We start from the raw sequence: 17712 nt of genomic DNA, 5'->3' as shown, positions 1-17712 counted from the left end.
GATTAGCACTTAACCTCTACATTAAGTCAACACTTAAATCTATTTTTCTACCACAATGCCAGCATTTCCTTTTTGGTTGGTGGTACAAAATACTGATCTATAAGCGCACATTCTTGTTTGCTCAATGTAATTTCTGCTGATTTTATGTTGTTTACCATATGCTCAACCTTACTGGATTTCGGTATGGCAATGGTTCGTTTGTCTCTAATGCACCAAGCTAGTAATAATTGGAAAACATCACAATTATGCTGATTCGAAATTTCTATTAGAACTTTTTGTTCGGACAGCTTCTTGCCAAGAGTATCCCCCTTTGCGACTGGCGCATAAGCAATTAGTGGTATGTTCTGTTCTCTCATATATGGAAGTAAATCATATTCAATTCCTCGATCTTTTAGGTTATACCTCACCTGATTTGATGCACAATTTTTACCAGAAGGAAGGCTCAAAACCTGTTTTAACTCTTCGGTATCTAAATTTGAGACACCCCATGAGCGGATTAATCCTCTTTTTTTCTGTTCCTCTAATGCCATGACGGTTTCTATGAATGAGTAATTTCCCTGCCAATGAAGCATATAATGATCTAAATAGTCGGTTCCTAGTAGCTGTAAACTTTTTTCTAAGCTGGTAGCTAGTTTTCTTTTTGAAGCATTCGATGGAAGTACCTTGGAAATGAGAAATAATTTTTTTCGATCATATAATTTGATTGCTTCTCCAACAAGCTCCTCTGAATCATACATTTCAGCAGTATCGATAACCTGAGCACCCTGATCTAGTCCTGCTCGAATAGCTTTTATTTCTTGGTCTCGTTTATTTGGGTCACTTCCTATCGCCCAAGTACCGATACCGATAGGGTGAACATATTGTCCAGCTATACAAACCTTATTCATATCTAGTCCCTTTCTTCTAAGCAATCTTTTGAATAAATTGATTGATACGAGGATCTTTGTTTTTGAAAAAGAACTCCGCCGTTCCATCAAATAGTATCTCACCTTGATCCATAAAAATGATCCGGTCTGCCGCTTTCTCAGCAAAATCCAAATTATGAGTAACCACGATCTGCGAGTTTCCTGTCTCAGCCAATCTCTGAATCGTCAATAACACCTCATTAGAAAGCTCAGGATCAAGGGCACTTGTAGGTTCATCATACAAAATGAACTCCGGCTTCATTGCTAAGGCTCTTGCGATAGCAACTCTTTGTTGCTGACCTCCAGATAATTGAGCAGGATACGCGTTCGTTTTATCCTCTAAACCAATTTGTTTCAGTAATTGAACCGCTTCGGTCTCAGCCATTTTTCTGTCCAACCCTTTAACGTGAATTGGCGCCTCCGTAATATTTTTCAAAACGGTGAAATGAGGAAATAAATTATACGCTTGAAAAACGATACTAAAGTACTTCCGATAATGACTTTTTTCTTTAAAAGATAGTTTACTGGGAAAAACCAGCTCTTTGTCTTCAATCACTATTTTCCCACTATCAGGTTCCTCCAATAAATCGATTAAGCGAAGCAACGTGCTCTTTCCTGAACCTGAAGGACCAAGTATTGCGGTCGTCTCTCCCTCTCGAAAAGAAGCGCTAATATTTTTTAAAACTACTTGGTGCTTGTAGGATTTCGTTAGGTTTTTTATTTCTAGCATAGTTATCCTCCCTAATCGTAACGCATCATTTGCCGTTCCAAAACCACTTGCAAATAGTTTAATAAGGTGCAAAAAGTTAAGTAATAGACAGCAACAAGACAATACATTAATAATGGTTCATAAGTTCTAGCAGCAATTCTTTGTGCTGTGAGGAACACTTCAACGATTGTAATACTTGCTGCTAAAGATGTATCTTTTACCAGACTTACAAAATTATTTGATAAAGGCGGAATAGCAATCTTAAGCGCTTGGGGAGCAATGATGCGTGAAAATATTTGCCATTGACTCATTCCCAGAGAAACGGCAGATTCGTATTGTCCTATTGGAATGGCCAATATGGCTGAACGAATAGTTTCTGATGCGTAGGCTCCAGTATTTAGTGAAAAAGCAATGATTGCTGCTGTCCATGAGTTTAGTTGTATTCCAATAGAAGGTAATCCAAAGAAAATAATAAACAACTGAACCAGCAGCGGGGTTCCTCTAAAGATCCAAACATACAAATAGAAAATCACGTTCAACAACCTGCTTTTAGAAATCCTTGCCAAGGCGGTCACTAATGCAATCAGTAATCCAATAACAAAAGAAATAATCGTCAAGGGAACAGTTGCTTCAATAAATGCAGCCAATAACGGCATCAGGGACGCTTGAACAATTTCTAACGATCGTTCCATAAGCTACCTCCTTAAACTAGTTGGTAATATCTCGGTTGAAGTATTTTTCAGAAATCTCCTTCAATGTGCCGTCTGCTTGTAATTCTTTCAGTGCTTGATTGACTTGTTCCAGTAAATCATCGTCATTTTTATGAAGTAAAGCAGCGGCTGGCAAGCCTTCTTCCGAAATCGCAGCAATTTTCAATGGTGTATCGGGCTGCTGATTCATATAATCATAAAAAATGACATCATCATTTAAAGTGGCATCTGCACGCTCACTCATCACTAAATCAAAAGAATTATTAAACGTCTCAACACTAGCGATGGTTGCCCCATATTCTTCTTCCGCCATTCTGGCAAAGTTGCTGGTGATAGTTTGTGCCACGCTTTTGCCAGAAAGATCCGAGAAGTCCTTGATTGTATTGTTTTCCTCATTCACGATCAGGGCTATGTGAGCGACACTGTATGGTTCACTAAAATGGTATTTTTCTTTTCGCTCATCAGTGATACTTACCTGGTTAAAAATCACATCTGTTCGCCCTGCATCGAAAGCTGCGAGCATAGAATCCCAAGGTGCCTCGTGAAATTCCGCTGTGTAACCCATCTGTTTTGCTACAGCTTCAGCGACTTCAACATCATAACCAACTAATTGATCGTCATCATTTCGATAAGAAAACGGCCGATACGATCCTTCTGTACCGATTCTGAGTACTTTTGAGTCTTCGTTGCCTGAAGAGTCAGTACTATTTGCAGAGTTATTACTGCATCCACTTAAAACTAGCATTGTAAGTAACAGGGCAGCTGTTATCAATTTTTTCATTTTGTCTCCTCCAATACGTTCAGCATTTAATTGATGTCTAGATTCTATTCCTTAACCTTAAGATTAAGTCAAGCGAATATTTTTTATTCTATGAGAGAATTTGTTGAATTATATAGTAGGGATTTTATTTTAATGATCAGATAAAGAAGGATTTTTGCTTGACTGATCGGTACTTGCAACAAAAAAAGCAAAAAAACTGAATTTACTCCTTGACTTGACCTCAAGGTTAACCTTTATGATCTGTTTACAACAAAAAAAGGAGCGAATAAATTTGAAAAAAAATACAAGCTTATTGATAGTGATTTTAACAATCGGTGTATTTGGAATCATGAACACCGAGATGGGGATTATAGGAATCTTACCCTTGATAGCTCAAGAGTTTGATGTCAGTGTTCCTACTGCAAGTTTGTTGGTTAGTGCTTTTGCACTTATCGTAGCTATTGCAGGACCAACGATGCCCTTAGCCTTTTCAAAAGTTAATCGAAAAACTGTCATGGTACTGGCCTTATCAATATTTACAGCAAGTAACATTGTTTCCGTTTTTGCACCAAATTTCACTGTATTATTATTAGCAAGGGTTATTCCGGCAGCCTTCCATCCAATTTATGTATCGATGGCACTAACTGTTGCAGGAACCTCGGTACCCTCTCATGAATCAGCAAAAGCTGTATCGAAAGTGTTTATCGGTGTTTCAGCTGGGATGGTTTTAGGCGTGCCGGTTACAAGCTTTATTGCAACTGAGATTTCATTTGCGATGTCGATGGTATTCTTTGCCGTAGTTAATGGTGCGATGCTCATCGCAACAATCATTTTTGTCCCATCTATTCCTGTAACGACCCGTCTTTCTTATGGGAAACAAGTTAGTGTCTTGAAAAAGCCTGAAATGTTGGTTTCTATTGTCACAGTGATTCTTCTTAATGGTGCCGTATTTGGGTTCTATAGCTACCTATCAGATTATTTAGAAACAGTTACACTTATGTCTTCTCGTACAATTAGTTTTGTGTTATTGATATATGGACTGACAAATATTGTAGGAAATGTTATTGCCGGTCGAATTTTAACGATCAATGCCAAAAAATCGATCTTTGTTTTACCCTTCGCACTGATTACAACATACATTTTATTGTTTGTATTAGGTAATATCAGTTTTGTTGCTATCGTACTTATTACGTTACTCGGTGTATTAGCGGGAATTGCCGCTAACGTCAATCAATACCTAATTTCTGAAGCTGGTCCAGAAGCACCGGACTTTTCCAATGGTTTGTTTTTGACCGCAGCGAATTTAGGAACAACCTTCGGACCTTTGATTTGCGGTATGCTAATCACCGTCTTTGATACACGCTTCACACTCTTGGGAGCAATTGCCTTCTTGATTGTTAGCATATTATCGATTGTCTTCCGAAATTCACTTGAATTAAAAAAATCACAAAATGCCACGGTTACAAAATAAATAAAAAAAGAAGCAGTTTTGCTTCTTTTTTTATTGACTTCACCTTTGGATTAACCCTTACACTAGAAGAAAATTGAAGGAAGGAGGAACATTAATGGATATTTTAACTGTTTCAGAGAAAACCGGACTAACACCCAAAACGCTACGTTACTATGAACGAATGGGCTTTATTCCCAAAATCAAACGTGACCGCTATGGTGCTCGAGTTTATACAGAGCTGGATTTAGAATGGATCGATTTTTTTCGTTATATGATGAAAGCTGGGCTACCTTCTGAGTCCTTGATAGATTACGCAACTCTCTGTACACAAGGAAACGAAACGATTCCCGCTCGAAAGGAGCTGCTCAAAGAAGAATTAAGCAATTTACAATGCAAATGTAATGAAATTCAAGAAACGATGAAAAATTTAGCAAGTAGGATCAATGATTATGAACTTCGTGAAAAACAGATTCCTTAGATTTTTAACGGGAAAATGAATCCTTTATCCACTATGCTGATAAAGGATTCATTCAATTTGAGGGTGATTATATTATTTGTCCTGCTAGCTGCAGCATAACCCTACAACAACGAGCTGTTTTTTGATTACTCCACTATCAACATTTTCAAGGATTATGCCTCTGGACTACCTATAATATTCTTGCCTTACCTAATGGAACGAGCGGTAAATCTTCTTACATCTTTTTATTTTTACATAACCGGAAAAAAGCTGTACCCTTACCAGTTAATCCATTCAGTACGCTCACATTAAGCATTCGTTCTGAGCTATTATAATACGAGTTCAGATAAATCTCCTTTGATACATATTATGGGTTTAGTCCTTTGAATTAAAGATCAATTCAATATGGAACACTCAAAAAAACGTAAAACCTAGTACAAATATCTAGGTTTTACGTTTTTTCAGTACTATGAGTATCAGGCTATTTTTTTACCGCATACCTTAGCCAGATTGTGCCATCTTGTTCAACCTGACAGTTTATCAAATCAAACACCACCGGAGTCGTCGAAGACAGACCTTCTCGAGAATCGAATAGTGAAGGCTTATCAGAAGAACCATCGGCCACGGGTGTCATAACAACACTTAATTCATCACACATGCCTGCTTGAATAAACGACCAATTTAGAACGCCTCCTCCTCCAAGCATAATTGTCTCCATATGAAAATAATTACTCAATTTTTCCACAGCTAAAACAGGATCTACATTGCTTTCCCCAGCAATGATATACGGAATTGCTAAATCACGAAGAAAACTTTTGTACTGATCACTGACTTCTTCAGTTAGTACTTCAATTACCTGCGCTTTTGTTTCGCGATACGTAATCGTATTGCTTTTCCACCCAAGCCTTCCAGAGGGATCAATCGAAATATAGTACATAGGTTCTTTAGTCTTGATAATATAGTCCCCAGCTGGAACAGGAGAAAACGTTTCCTTCAAGTCTGGTTTTTCATAAAATGTAAAATTATCATCGGTAGTAGCACGGCCAGAAAGCCATCCTTGGTGCTTATAATAAGGCTTTTCACCAAAAGAAATAGCGTAAAATAAATCTCCAGAAGCGGTTGCTTCCTCTGTGTCCATATAAGGTCCTTCAATTTTCCCATCTAAGGAAACAAACATATGACAAAAAATAAATGGTCTTTTCATTAGTATTATCCTTTCTGTTTCAACATTTTAATTTACAATTCTTCCATCAACAGGATGGGTGAGACTCTTTTTACTTTCGCGGCTAAAAGGTAAGCGAAGATCGTAAACAAAGTAACTACAATCAATAGAGGCAATACGCTGTTTGTCACTGACACTGTGGAACTGAAATTACTAATACCCGATAGCTTCAAAAGATTAGAGACAATTGCATCAGTAAACAGGCTAGTAAAGAGGGTTCCAATGGCTGACCCAAGCAGGCTTACAATCGTAAACCGTAAGGCAAACATTCTTCGTAAAACGAGAGATGTGAGACCTAACGTCTTAAAAATTGCTAAATCTGTTTGTTCAGCTTGTAGAACTTTACTACCTGTTAAGAGCACAACAATTAAGATGAATAAGGCGACCACAACGTACATGAAACGAATTAGTAATTTCATCGCAGTAAGAATACCTTCTAAGCCTGACCATGTATTCTTATGAACATGAATATCACCGCCAAATTCCTGATTTAACTCATTTAGAATGTGATCACTCTGAAGCGGATCGGATAGAAAATAATGCGTGCACCATTGAAGACCGCCATCATTTCCAAAAGCACTGAATCCTTCTCGAGACATCCCCAGATTATTTCCCATTTCGTTGGCGCATTGATAAATACCTGAAACGGTAAAGCTTTGCGAATTCTGCTGATAAGTAATCGTTACTTCATCGCCGATTGAGACTGCTAAATTCTCTGCTGTAAATTCGGTTAGAACAATTTCATCTTCATTTATTGGGGCTCTACCTTGAACTAAATGAAAACGATCTGTTTCAGAAATTACATTCGCAGTATAATCAATCCCTTGTATTGTCACCGTTGGCATTGCAAGCTCATACTGATCCACGATAGTAGTATGCTGATTAATCCGTTGTTCAATCTCTTGCTCGTCAATTGGTCCTAATCGTTCAACGCCAATGTCTAAATCAGCGGGGTTAAAAGCGTCCATCATACCTTCTCCATTAGGGCCTAGCCATGAATTCATGCGAACTACTAATGAAATAAAAAAGACTAAGAGCATTGCTACAAGGCCAACACTGATATAGTTTTTCTTATTGGATACTAGCTGTCGAAAGGTAAGCTTTAATTCTAAATTTCCTTTTGAAGTCAACGTATACCCTAGGTGAGAATACTCTTGCTCGCTCGTTCTTTGAATGGCATCTATTGGACTTAGGCGATTGATTCGCTGTAGCTTGATAGCTATAAAACCGATAAACAGTAAGAGAAGAAACACATGGACAGCCAATATTAACCTTACGGGTAGTGTAGTTGGAACGAGAATGCCCGATGTCGTTACCATTGTCTGCGTGATTGGTTGAATAAGCCAAGAAGCAATCAAAATTCCAAGTAGCATACCCAAAATAATTGTCGAGGCATATTGAACTAGTTGAGTGTTTTTTATCTTCCGGTTAGTAAATCCCTGAGCCTTCAAAATACCGAGATTTTTTCGATTTTGTTCGATCGTACTTTTGATGCAATAGCTCATTACTATCAGAATGATAATTACTAAAACAACGACGAATACCAGCAACAAACCGGAAAAGATTTTCTGTAAAATTAGCATGAACCCCAATATAACTGGTTTTGTATACACAGACCGAGAATACTGATTCAATTGAGTTTCTTCGGTGATAGCTTGATTAAAGTCAGCCATAGATTGTTGACTGGTAGACTCTTGGAATAGATGAATCATCCCCCCAACTTCAATCAATGAGTTTGCTGTATTTTGTTGCGTTTCATTGAGTATCTCAGCATAATCATTCTCACTGATAAGAAAACTTTTCATATCTATCATCGTGCTGCCCATAAAGGGATCTTCAAAAAAACCTTTTACACGAAATGCCTTGTCTTCCTGCTGACGAAGAGTTGAAAAATGAATGGTATCTCCTACATTTAAGCCATACAAAGCATTTAAGGCTGGTGAGACGTAAATCTCTCCAGGGTTAAGTGAGGTATTTAATCCATTGTATCCAGTCAATAGATTATTGAATATCTTATAGTCGTAGCGTTGCGGCTGATAAATTAATAACTGGCCCTGACTGTCCGCTCTTGTCTCTCCAATCGAATAATTGGAGTAAAGAATCTCTTGGTACTCTGCCTTTGCAACTCCTTCTACCCCTCTCAATGATTCTAGTAAAGGAACATCCCTTGGTACATTAGATACCCAAGCTGTAATGTCACCATAATTCATGCGGTTCAGCTCTTGCTCTTCATAGGATTGGGTATTCGTCCATAATGCTATGATAGTGGATAAAAAAAGAGCAATGATCGTAACCAATAAAAATATGCTAAACAAGCTTACTTTTTGATTTCTAAAATTCCCCTTTATAATTATGAGCATTTCTTTCATGTCATCACCAACCGTGAGAAAGCAGCCACTGGGTTACCTGCCGTTCCCTTTTTTGTATTTCTTCTACTTCAAAGCTTGGCAATAACAGTTCTGCAATTATTTTGCCGTCTTCTAAATAGAGAATTCGATTGCCGCGAATCGCCGCTTTCACGTCATGAGTCACCAATAAAATACTTTGCTCCGAGTTGTTCAGTTCTGTCAGTAAATTCAACACTTCTTCAGTATTCTGTTTATTCAAGGCACCTGTCGGTTCATCGGCAAAGAGTATTTCCGGCTGATGGATCATGGCTCGTGCGATTGCTGCACGCTGCGCCTCTCCACCCGATACCTGATTGGGAAGTCGATTTCGTGCTTGCTCCACATTCATTTGAGTCATTAAGTGAGCAGCCTTTTTTTGCACACTGTCCTTCGATATATTTTTACTCAAATAGCCTGCAACAAGGACATTTTCAAATAAAGTCAGATTACTAACCAAATGAGTTTGTTGGAAGATAAAGCCGAAGCTGTTGCTGCGCAAACTGGCCAGCTCTTTTTCGTTAAGTTTTGTGATATCCTGTTTTTGAAAATTTACTATCCCACTGGAAATCGTGTCCATCCCACTTAGGGCATAAAGCAACGTCGATTTTCCAGCTCCTGATGCTCCCATAATTACCGTGAAATCATTCTTGTAAAGCTGGAGGCTCACCGAATCAAGTATCCTGTTTTTTGTTGATCCGGTGGTTACCTCCTTAACTATTGTCTCTGCTTCAATTATTACTTCTGCCATAGCCTCTCTACTTTCATTAAGTTATTTCTCCAATTCAAAAATAAAGCGTTTATCGTAGTTTTCTCTATGATAATAGTGAACCTGTCCGGCAGTCTGATTATAGACAATACTCCACTCTGTCGACTCGAACTCGCCAAAATCATCTTTACTAACGCTGTCTAAAGCATTTTTTACCTGTTCCTCATCCATTACCGGTGTTGCTTCTAGCTGCCACGATAAAATCTCAAAACGTTCATGGGATTGTTGTGAGCCTAACCCTTTTTTTTCGCCTTCGGCTAAATAAAAATTGGTTACAACCGGTGTTTCAGTTACGATCATTTGATTGTCAACGTATTCCACCACGACACTTTTTCCTGAACGGTCAGAAAGTGAAAAGTGAACCATTAATCCCATTGATGAATTCATATCATATTGCTCAAGCAGAGCTATAGCTTCATCAACTGTAGCAGCTTTATCTAACAGCAATCTAATAGCTGTTGTAGTTGTTAAATCGGGTTTTTCTGTCGTTTGATTGATGACATCAGAATCTTCAATGACTAAAACAGCGGCGGTTAAGCCTTCTTCATTCATCCCATCCATGGGCGCGTATATCACTGGGATATTTTTAGCCTCTCCTGGAATTAGTTTTAAATAGTTATCATAGCCGTCTAAAAAATCCAGATTAACCGTAGAAATAGAACGATAGCCATTTTCGGGAGAAACTTTTACGATTTGGGCATTAGATTTCTGCCAATCAAAATTGCGGCCAAAAAGCTGCTGACCCTCATTATTTTTTACTGAAAGTGTGCTGCAGCCAAAACCATTACTAGTAAAAGCTAAACCGGAAACCTGACCTAGTAACTCGCTGCTTAAAAAATCAACGACTGCCGAATCACTTGAGGCGCCACCATTTTCTAAGAATGTATCAAATCCATAATCGCCTTCAAAAGAGACCGTTGAAAGTCCGTCTTCTAATTCTGTCACTTTCTTTGTGGGTGAGATAAGCTGTTCTTTGTCTTGAGCCTGTTCATTTCCCGCAGATTTTTCTACATCTGATGAATTTCCACAAGCTGAAAGACTTAAAAGAGCGAACAAGGCAAACCCACAATATTTGAATTTTTTTCTATTAATAAGTATTGTTCTTATCTCCTTCATTTTTAGTAGTTTGTGCTTCTTTTTTCTTCTATATAAAAGGATTGCGTCTTGGATGAAAAACATTAAAACAGCAGGAATGAAGTTCATTTTAAATCATTGCCGGAACTAATGATTTTAGGAATAAATTTAGCTAACTCTTTTATACAGTGTTAGCTAAACCTATAGAATGAATTTTCCCTACTTCGCTGCTTTTTCCAATGCACGCAATGTCCCCTATTTAATCAAAATCTACTGACTGATTCTTGACACAGTGAAAACAACATCACCGTCACCTAGAGCCTCCGCTAAGCCTGTGGCATCTTCAATTCTTCCTACACGTGTATAGCTGCCATTTAATTCAGTATCTTCGTAGTACAACAGCAAACGATCATTCCCGTCTAATAAAAACTCGCCAGCACTTACTGATGAAAGTTCTTCTGGATCAGACACCACCTCTCGAGCCATATCATAGTATTTCAACACACCCTCTTGCTCATAACTCGTTGGCAAACGCATGGAAGTTGATGGAATCATCGAAACTAATGCTCGACCAGTTGCTGTGTCGTTCATCTGGATAGTAAATTCGGCATCATTGACATTGATTAAGACATTTGCGATTGCTTGATCGGAATTATTCCCTGTCAATGAACTGCTGGTTTGACCATTTTGTTCACCATTTTCATCAGATACGCTGTCCTCCTGTCTGCTACAACCAGCCATTACTCCAATTAATGCCAATGCTAAAGCCAATTTTCTAAAAAATCTTCTTTTCATCATAATATTCCCTCATTTCATTTTTCTATTGCTTAGGATGACTGTACCTCTTGACCTTAGCGTTAAGTCAATAAAACGGTTGAATCTTTCACAAATCTTTCACAAAATGACGGCTGCCTCTAAAGTTTCAATGCGCGAATAACCACGATCATCGCAAATAAAAATAAAAAGATCGCGAGTACCTGGTTTAACTTTTGGTATATCTTATCAGTTATTCTAGTCTTCAATTGACTTACAATTCCCGCAAGACCTCCCCACCAAATGGTTGTCCCAATCAAAATTCCCAAAATCAACTGTATCCCATCTCCTGTATTCAGCTTTGCCGGGATACCCAAAGAAGTAAAAGCAATAATGAAAGAAAAGATAGTCGCTGGATTTGTTATAGCGATCAGAAAAGAATAGACAAAAAAACGATTAAGATTCTCTTTTTCTTTTTCATAATGGTAACTAGCCGTTTCTTTTTTCCAGATAGATAAAGCCATCAATAGGATTAGGAAGGCTCCGATTATACTAATCCAGACTTGAAACGATGAAATAAACTGAAAAATGAATGTTATGCCAAAAACACCTACACAAGCATAGAGTAAATCGCCAACAGATGATCCTAATCCGGTAATGAATCCTGCTTTGAACCCGTATCGTAAAGTTCTTTGAATCGTTAAGGCTCCGATTGCTCCCGCTGGAACACCAAAAATCAAACCGATAATCAACCCTCTAATAAGAAAATGTTCGATTGTTCTCCCTCCTTTTCAATTAGCGTACTCCCTCACCTAAACATCAAGTCAATAGTTTTTAACTCATTACTCTCGGGTTTGTCGGGCAGCTGAATCTTCCGTGAAATAGTTGGATTAGAAAAAAATGAAAAATCACGTTGACTTAACCTGAACTTTAAGTGATAGAGTAGCTTTATTCAGTCAATGCTTGTTACTGGTAATAAGAAATGAAGGAGGAGACTATGAACTATTCAATCGGTGAATTAGCCAAAATACTTGGAACCAACGAACATACCCTAAGATATTACGAAAAGGAAAAACTGGTTAACATAGCAAGGATCAGTAACATCCGGAGATATTCTGAAAACGATCGGAAGCAATTAGAATTTCTTTTGCAGCTTAAGAATTCAGGAATGTCTATTAAGGAATTAAAAGAGTTTACTAATTCCGAGCTTCCATTAGAGGAGCGAATCAAACAACTAAAAAAGCAAAAAGAAAAAATCGATCACCATTGTAAGAAACTTAGGAAATGCCAGGAAGCCATCACAGAAGAACTCGACAAAAATACCCTATTATTCAATCAATTAGAAGAAGAATTGGAGAAAAACTATGAAAACAATCATTGATCAAGAACATTTAACTGGAGAACGTGCATTATTCAAAAGAAATAACCTTATTGTAAAAAATACAGTGTTTGAAGATGGCGAATCCCCGCTCAAAGAAAGCAGCAACCTCGAAATTATAGATAGTATTTTCCGCTGGAAATACCCTCTTTGGTACTGTGAAAACGTTGAATTGAGCAACACTACCCTACTTGAAACGGCCCGCTCAGGTATTTGGTATACCAATAACATTTCAATTAGTGATAGTATGCTGGAAGCCCCTAAAACATTCCGACGTGCCAAAGACATTCAATTAACCAATGTGCATATGCCGAAAGCTGAAGAAACCTTTTGGAACTGTGAGAATATTACCTTAACGAACGTGCAAGCTGAAGGAAACTATTTTGCCATGAACAGTAAAAATATTACTGCTACTGATTTCTCACTAAGTGGAAATTACGCTTTTGATGGTGCTGAAAACATTGAAATTCATCACTCAAAATTGATCTCAAAAGATGCTTTTTGGAATTGTAAAGATGTGACGGTGTATGATTCAGTCATTATTGGAGAGTATTTAGGCTGGAATTCTAAGAATCTACGGTTTGTCAACTGCTATATCGAAAGTGAACAAGGTCTTTGCTATGTCGAAAATCTAGTGATCGAAAACGGACGAATCGTAAATACCGACCTAGCATTTGAGTATTCGACAGTAAATGTGACTGCCTTTACCAGTATTGATAGCGTCAAAAACCCTATCTCCGGTTCCATCAAAGCAAAAAATATTGGAGAATTAATTATGGAAAAATCCGAAGTAAATCCAGAAAAAACAATTATTTGTTTAACAGAAGCATGTGAGAAAATGACCAAGCTAATTGAACAAAACGGATAAGCGATTGAAAGAGGCTAGTAGGGAATGTCTAGATAGAATTGACCGTGTTGAAGCTAAAAAAATCTGTACATACATCAGAATCACTAGCTTCCGATGTATGTACAGCAGCTTTAAACCGGATTAGTAACTACGGCGGTTCTGTGGAGCAAATCAAGTTGTTGAGTTAACCATTATCTCCATTACATTTTTTATCTTCAAAAGATAAAATAATTTGGGGAGTTTTTTTATTTGTTTTACTCACACATTGTTCTGCAAATTACTAGCTCGAAAAAAGCTACAATGTATTTGAGCCTTAAAAAAAGAAAGATTATGTCTATCGTGTTAGATAGAGAGCATAATCTTTCAATTCATTTTTGTATTTCTAACCTTTTAGATAGTCTACTCCATTGCACCTGTCATATCAGTTGATGCTTCAACTGTTTCTGACGATTCCTCAGTTGAGTCAGTAGCCTCTTCTTTGTATAAAATCAGTGTTGAAATAAATGTGCCCAGCATACCGACAGCACATCCTACAACCATCCAAACAAGATTCATAATATTATCTGTAATGTAAATTGGGAAAGCAAAAACTCCAGCACTTGCTGCAAATGCGTAAGCATGTGCTTGTCCTAATCCGGCAATACATCCCCCAATTAAGCTACCAATTGCGGCACCCACCATAGGTTTTTTAAAACGTAAGTTGATCCCAAACATTGCTGGTTCAGTTACTCCTGCTAAGATTGCTGTAATTGAACAGGTTGCCGCAGAAGACTTAACAGTAAGCGATTTTGATTTGAACGCTACTGCCGCAGCTGCTGCACCTTGGTTCAAGTTAGCGATAATAATGGCTGTCAAAGCGATTGGTTCATATCCTAGTGTTGCAAATGATTGTGTTAAATAAGGCGTGATTGCTGAATGCATACCTGTTAATACCATAAACGGCCAAGCTGCAGCTAAGATAGCAACTCCAACAAATCCCATAGTATTATACAACCACATAACACCAGCTGTAACGTAAACTCCTAACATCGCGCCAATCGGGCCAATTAAACATAAAGTTAACGGAATCATTACTAACAAAGTGATTAGTGGTTCTAAGATTGCACGAATTGCCGTAGGTGAAAACTTGACTACTTGCTGTTCTACTTTGCTCATTACGAACACTGCGATAATTGCTGGAAAAATTGTACTAGCATACGAAGCACTGTAGACCGGAATAGACAAGAAGTTTAGATTCCCCTCGGCAATTGCGTTGATGAAGTTTGGATGAATCAACATTCCACCGATCATCATGCCTAAGCCCATGTTCCCACCAAAGCGTCTAGCTGCCGTTGCACCTACGAACACTGGAAGAAAGTAGAAACCAGCATCACCAGCAAAATCTAAAATGATATACGTACCACTTTCAGGACTAATTGCACCAGTCAAATTCAATACTAACGTAACAATCTTTAGCATCCCTGACCCGATAAGGACGGGTAATAATGGTGAAATACATCCAGCAAAAGCATCAAAAATTGTTGAAATACTGAACTTTTTCTTTTCTTCCTTAATTTCTTCGGAGACCTTCGCTGCGCCCTCAATAGTTGTATTTTTTAAAATTGAATTGTAGACATCGCCCACTTGTGCTCCAATGATGACTTGGAATTGCTCTCCGGACCATTGTGAGCCTACTACTCCTTCAAGGCCCTTAACTCTTTCTTCATCGACAATGCTCCGATCTTTTAAATTAAAACGAAGACGAGTCATACAATGTGTAAAGAAAGTTATATTCCCTTCTCCTCCCAAACTCTCGACAATACTTTTTCCTAAAGCGTCATAATTGTTCTTTGCCATTTTTTTCTACTCCTTTTCTAAATATGTTGTATAAAAAAACCTCCGCAAAAGAGCCCGACTAAGTCGAGTCTTTTGCGGAGGTAATGCCCTAATGGTAACAATCCTCTCGCGAGCATAATCGATTAATGTGTAACATAATGTAAAGTAGTTCTTCAGAATTTGGTTCCCATCCATATCTTTGCTTGATAAAACGGATAATTTCTTTAGCAGAATCATAGGATTTGGGATATTCTTTTTTCACTGAGTCTAATATTTTCAAGTTTTCAGTGTTGCGATTATCGCCACTGCTCTCTCTTCTAAGAAAATATTGCATATGTGAAATAAATCTTGCATAGCTTGTACTTGTTCGATCTATAGAAATATTGAAATCTTCCTCAATGATTTTCGTGATGTCTTCAATGACATGATATTCCTTCAGATTATCTTTCGTCTGGGAAGGATAACAATTTATTAGATGCATCGCTATCCCCAGCGCTTCATCAGGAAATAGCTTTATCCCAAGTTTTACATGAATTAAATCAAGTGCGTACTCGCCAATTTTCACCTCTAACTTATGCAAATGCCTCACATCATGATAAATAGACAGCTTTACTGGCATTTGTTTATTGTGTCTTTCTATCGCAAAATTGATATGATCAGCCAGCGTAAAAACCAAATTAGAAGGCAGCTCGTATTCGACCATCATTGAAGCATAATCAAGGACATTTGCCGTAAGAATGATAATATCCTCAGGAATTTCATTAATCAGTTGGATATACCTTGAATTTACACCATAAAACGTTCGTTCAATCTTCTTTAAATCCGTTAACTCGTATGGAACCTTTGGAAATCCAATACCTGCCCCAATAGCCATCAGTTCACGGTTATTATTATCCAGACAAAGCGCCACATTGTTATTAATTTTTTTTATGACCTTCATTGTCGGACCTCATTTCTTACTCAATTTTAATCACTTCAGTTTGACCTTTTACTGCTTCTCCATCTTGATTTAGAATAGAAACTGAATTCACTTCATTGGCATTAGTAATAATCATGGGCGTAGTTAAATCAATTTCCTTTTGTTCCATCAAATCCCGGTCAATCGAAATGATCGGCTGACCCTTCGATAGTTTATCACCAACGGACACATTCACTGTGAAGCCTTCACCGTTCAAGGCAACTGTATCCAAACCAATATGGATGAGGATATCGGCACCCGCACTATCCGTTATTCCGATAGCATGCTTAGTTTCAGCGATCATTTTTACCTTTCCGTCGCATGGGGAAAAGATTGTTGATCCGTCATATTGAAAGGCAACACCATCCCCCATCATTTTTTGAGCAAATACCTGATCCAGTACATTCTCTAAAGCAATTACCTTACCTGTCACTGGAGCCGTCAAGATCGACCCCTTTTTCTTAAACACATTAAACATATCCTACTCACCTTTCCATAAAAAAAACGCAGAGACACCAAAAGTTGACAACTTTTTGGTAATGCCTCCGCGAGAGTAACAATCCGTTTTTCTATTTGAATAGAATACTACCACGGTAAAAAAACGCTGTCAATCCTTTTACACAAAAAATTTTTTATTTAGTTTTCACAAACTTCATTCTTCAGTTTCCATGGGAATATCCATCCTAAAAAAAAGATAGTTGTTATTTATAAAAAGGCTCCGTTACAAACTTGTAAAACTTGACCTTTTACCCGCCGCCCCATTTTACTTGCTAAATATAAACAAGCATAGGCCTGATCAATTGGTTCTGTTTCAGGGAGATTCCAATTACAATACTTGCTTCCAAATTCCAACATTTTATCTCCACCAGGCTGTTCACCAGCTTTGTTGGCATAATGTGCAGGCGTCAATGTAGCTCCCGGCGCAATAGCATTACACCGAATATCCGTATTAGACAGGCGAATTGCGACATTTTTCGTCAACGTGTTTAAGGCTCCTTTGGTCGCTGTATACGTAGCTCCACAGATCGGACGTTCACCATTTACCGAAGATACATTGATGATGACACCGTCGTTTTTTGGCAAAAAGTACGGGAGCGCTTCCCGAATATAACGCATAGGCCCAGCTAGATTGATGTTCATAACATGCTGCATCCATTCATCATCAGTCTCATCAATCATCGTTTGTTCACCTAAACCAGCGTTATTTATCAAGATGTCTAAATCACCAAACTCTTCGACTGTTTGTGCAAAAACTCGCTTAGTATCTTCCGTTGAACCGATATCAGCCACTATCCCAATGGCTTGTTGTCCTTTAGCTCGAAAGCCATTAACTACTTCATAGCTTATCTTTGCCAAGTACCGTTAAAACAACAGGGAGCCCTCATAGGTAAACAGTTCTGCAATTGTTCTTCCCATTCCATAGCTGGCTCCAGTAATTACTGCAACTTTGCCCTCGAGCATAAATTTATCCATACTAGATTCACCCTTCCGTCAAAATTGTGCTCATTCATCAGTGCTGTT

At 38.0% G+C, this 17712-nt stretch carries 18 protein-coding genes; 4 read left to right on the top strand and 14 right to left on the bottom strand.

What is annotated here, in order from left to right; all coding sequences use genetic code 11:
- Positions 1-47: 47 nt before the first annotated feature.
- The 4 genes from I588_RS00190 to I588_RS00175 are packed head-to-tail and all read right to left on the bottom strand — an operon-like array spanning position 48 to position 3105.
- The gene (locus I588_RS00190) at positions 48-887 is read right to left on the bottom strand and encodes an aldo/keto reductase (protein WP_010756900.1); all 840 of its coding nucleotides are present in this window, start codon (positions 885-887) and stop codon (positions 48-50) included.
- Between the two features lie 16 nt (positions 888-903).
- Positions 904-1635 (bottom strand): amino acid ABC transporter ATP-binding protein, encoded by a 732-nt coding sequence (locus I588_RS00185; protein WP_010756899.1) that lies wholly within the window; start codon positions 1633-1635, stop codon positions 904-906.
- An 11-nt stretch (positions 1636-1646) separates the two neighbouring features.
- Positions 1647-2306 carry an amino acid ABC transporter permease gene (locus I588_RS00180; RefSeq protein ID WP_010756898.1) on the bottom strand — a complete coding sequence of 220 codons (660 nt, stop codon included), beginning with the start codon at positions 2304-2306 and terminating at the stop codon, positions 1647-1649.
- A 16-nt stretch (positions 2307-2322) separates the two neighbouring features.
- Positions 2323-3105, bottom strand: a complete 783-nt coding sequence (locus I588_RS00175) for a transporter substrate-binding domain-containing protein (RefSeq protein ID WP_010756897.1) — start codon at positions 3103-3105, stop codon at positions 2323-2325.
- A 271-nt stretch (positions 3106-3376) separates the two neighbouring features.
- On the opposite strand from I588_RS00175, the gene I588_RS00170 reads away from it, so the two are divergent.
- Both I588_RS00170 and I588_RS00165 read left to right on the top strand, forming a co-directional pair.
- Positions 3377-4555 carry an MFS transporter gene (locus I588_RS00170; protein ID WP_010756896.1) on the top strand — a complete coding sequence of 393 codons (1179 nt, stop codon included), beginning with the start codon at positions 3377-3379 and terminating at the stop codon, positions 4553-4555.
- A 94-nt stretch (positions 4556-4649) separates the two neighbouring features.
- On the top strand, positions 4650-5012 hold the full coding sequence (locus I588_RS00165) for a MerR family transcriptional regulator (protein ID WP_010756895.1): 363 nt from the start codon (positions 4650-4652) through the stop codon (positions 5010-5012).
- A 460-nt stretch (positions 5013-5472) separates the two neighbouring features.
- Here I588_RS00165 and I588_RS00160 read toward each other — a convergent pair whose 3' ends face one another.
- The 6 genes from I588_RS00160 to I588_RS00135 all read right to left on the bottom strand — a co-directional run bounded on the left by I588_RS00160 (position 5473) and on the right by I588_RS00135 (position 11945).
- Entirely contained in the window at positions 5473-6195 is a 723-nt protein-coding gene (locus I588_RS00160; protein WP_010756894.1) for a dihydrofolate reductase family protein, read from the bottom strand.
- 32 nt (positions 6196-6227) lie between these two features.
- On the bottom strand, positions 6228-8423 hold the full coding sequence (locus tag I588_RS00155; RefSeq protein ID WP_016250024.1) for an ABC transporter permease: 2196 nt from the start codon (positions 8421-8423) through the stop codon (positions 6228-6230).
- A 163-nt stretch (positions 8424-8586) separates the two neighbouring features.
- Positions 8587-9348 (bottom strand): ABC transporter ATP-binding protein, encoded by a 762-nt coding sequence (locus tag I588_RS00150; protein ID WP_010756892.1) that lies wholly within the window; start codon positions 9346-9348, stop codon positions 8587-8589.
- A gap of 21 nt (positions 9349-9369) precedes the next feature.
- Complete coding sequence (locus I588_RS00145) at positions 9370-10482, bottom strand: linear amide C-N hydrolase (protein ID WP_010756891.1); 1113 nt, start codon at positions 10480-10482, stop codon at positions 9370-9372.
- 228 nt (positions 10483-10710) lie between these two features.
- Positions 10711-11238: a cyclophilin-like fold protein gene (locus I588_RS00140; RefSeq protein ID WP_010756890.1), complete on the bottom strand. Its 528-nt coding sequence runs from the start codon at positions 11236-11238 to the stop codon at positions 10711-10713.
- Between the two features lie 116 nt (positions 11239-11354).
- Complete coding sequence (locus I588_RS00135) at positions 11355-11945, bottom strand: LysE family translocator (protein ID WP_051130075.1); 591 nt, start codon at positions 11943-11945, stop codon at positions 11355-11357.
- Between the two features lie 245 nt (positions 11946-12190).
- Between I588_RS00135 and I588_RS00130 the strand changes: the two genes are divergently transcribed.
- Positions 12191-12574, top strand: a complete 384-nt coding sequence (locus tag I588_RS00130; RefSeq protein WP_010756888.1) for a MerR family transcriptional regulator — start codon at positions 12191-12193, stop codon at positions 12572-12574.
- Positions 12558-13439 (top strand): DUF3737 family protein, encoded by an 882-nt coding sequence (locus I588_RS00125; RefSeq protein WP_010756887.1) that lies wholly within the window; start codon positions 12558-12560, stop codon positions 13437-13439. The genes I588_RS00130 and I588_RS00125 overlap by 17 nt, the downstream gene beginning before the upstream one ends.
- Before the next feature lie 378 nt (positions 13440-13817).
- Here I588_RS00125 and I588_RS00120 read toward each other — a convergent pair whose 3' ends face one another.
- The 4 genes from I588_RS00120 to I588_RS00105 form a co-directional block, all read right to left on the bottom strand.
- Positions 13818-15254: a PTS transporter subunit EIIC gene (locus I588_RS00120; protein ID WP_010756886.1), complete on the bottom strand. Its 1437-nt coding sequence runs from the start codon at positions 15252-15254 to the stop codon at positions 13818-13820.
- A gap of 88 nt (positions 15255-15342) precedes the next feature.
- Entirely contained in the window at positions 15343-16173 is an 831-nt protein-coding gene (locus tag I588_RS00115) for a PRD domain-containing protein (protein WP_010756885.1), read from the bottom strand.
- Between the two features lie 16 nt (positions 16174-16189).
- Entirely contained in the window at positions 16190-16669 is a 480-nt protein-coding gene (locus I588_RS00110; protein WP_010756884.1) for a PTS sugar transporter subunit IIA, read from the bottom strand.
- A gap of 227 nt (positions 16670-16896) precedes the next feature.
- Positions 16897-17547, bottom strand: a complete 651-nt coding sequence (locus I588_RS00105) for an SDR family NAD(P)-dependent oxidoreductase (RefSeq protein WP_010756883.1) — start codon at positions 17545-17547, stop codon at positions 16897-16899.
- Positions 17548-17712: the final 165 nt, after the last annotated feature.

It is taken from the genome of Enterococcus pallens ATCC BAA-351 (genome assembly GCF_000407485.1).
Classification (GTDB): domain Bacteria; phylum Bacillota; class Bacilli; order Lactobacillales; family Enterococcaceae; genus Enterococcus_A; species Enterococcus_A pallens.
Note: the sequence above shows the minus strand (reverse complement) of the source record. Positions and strands in the feature narration are given on the sequence as shown.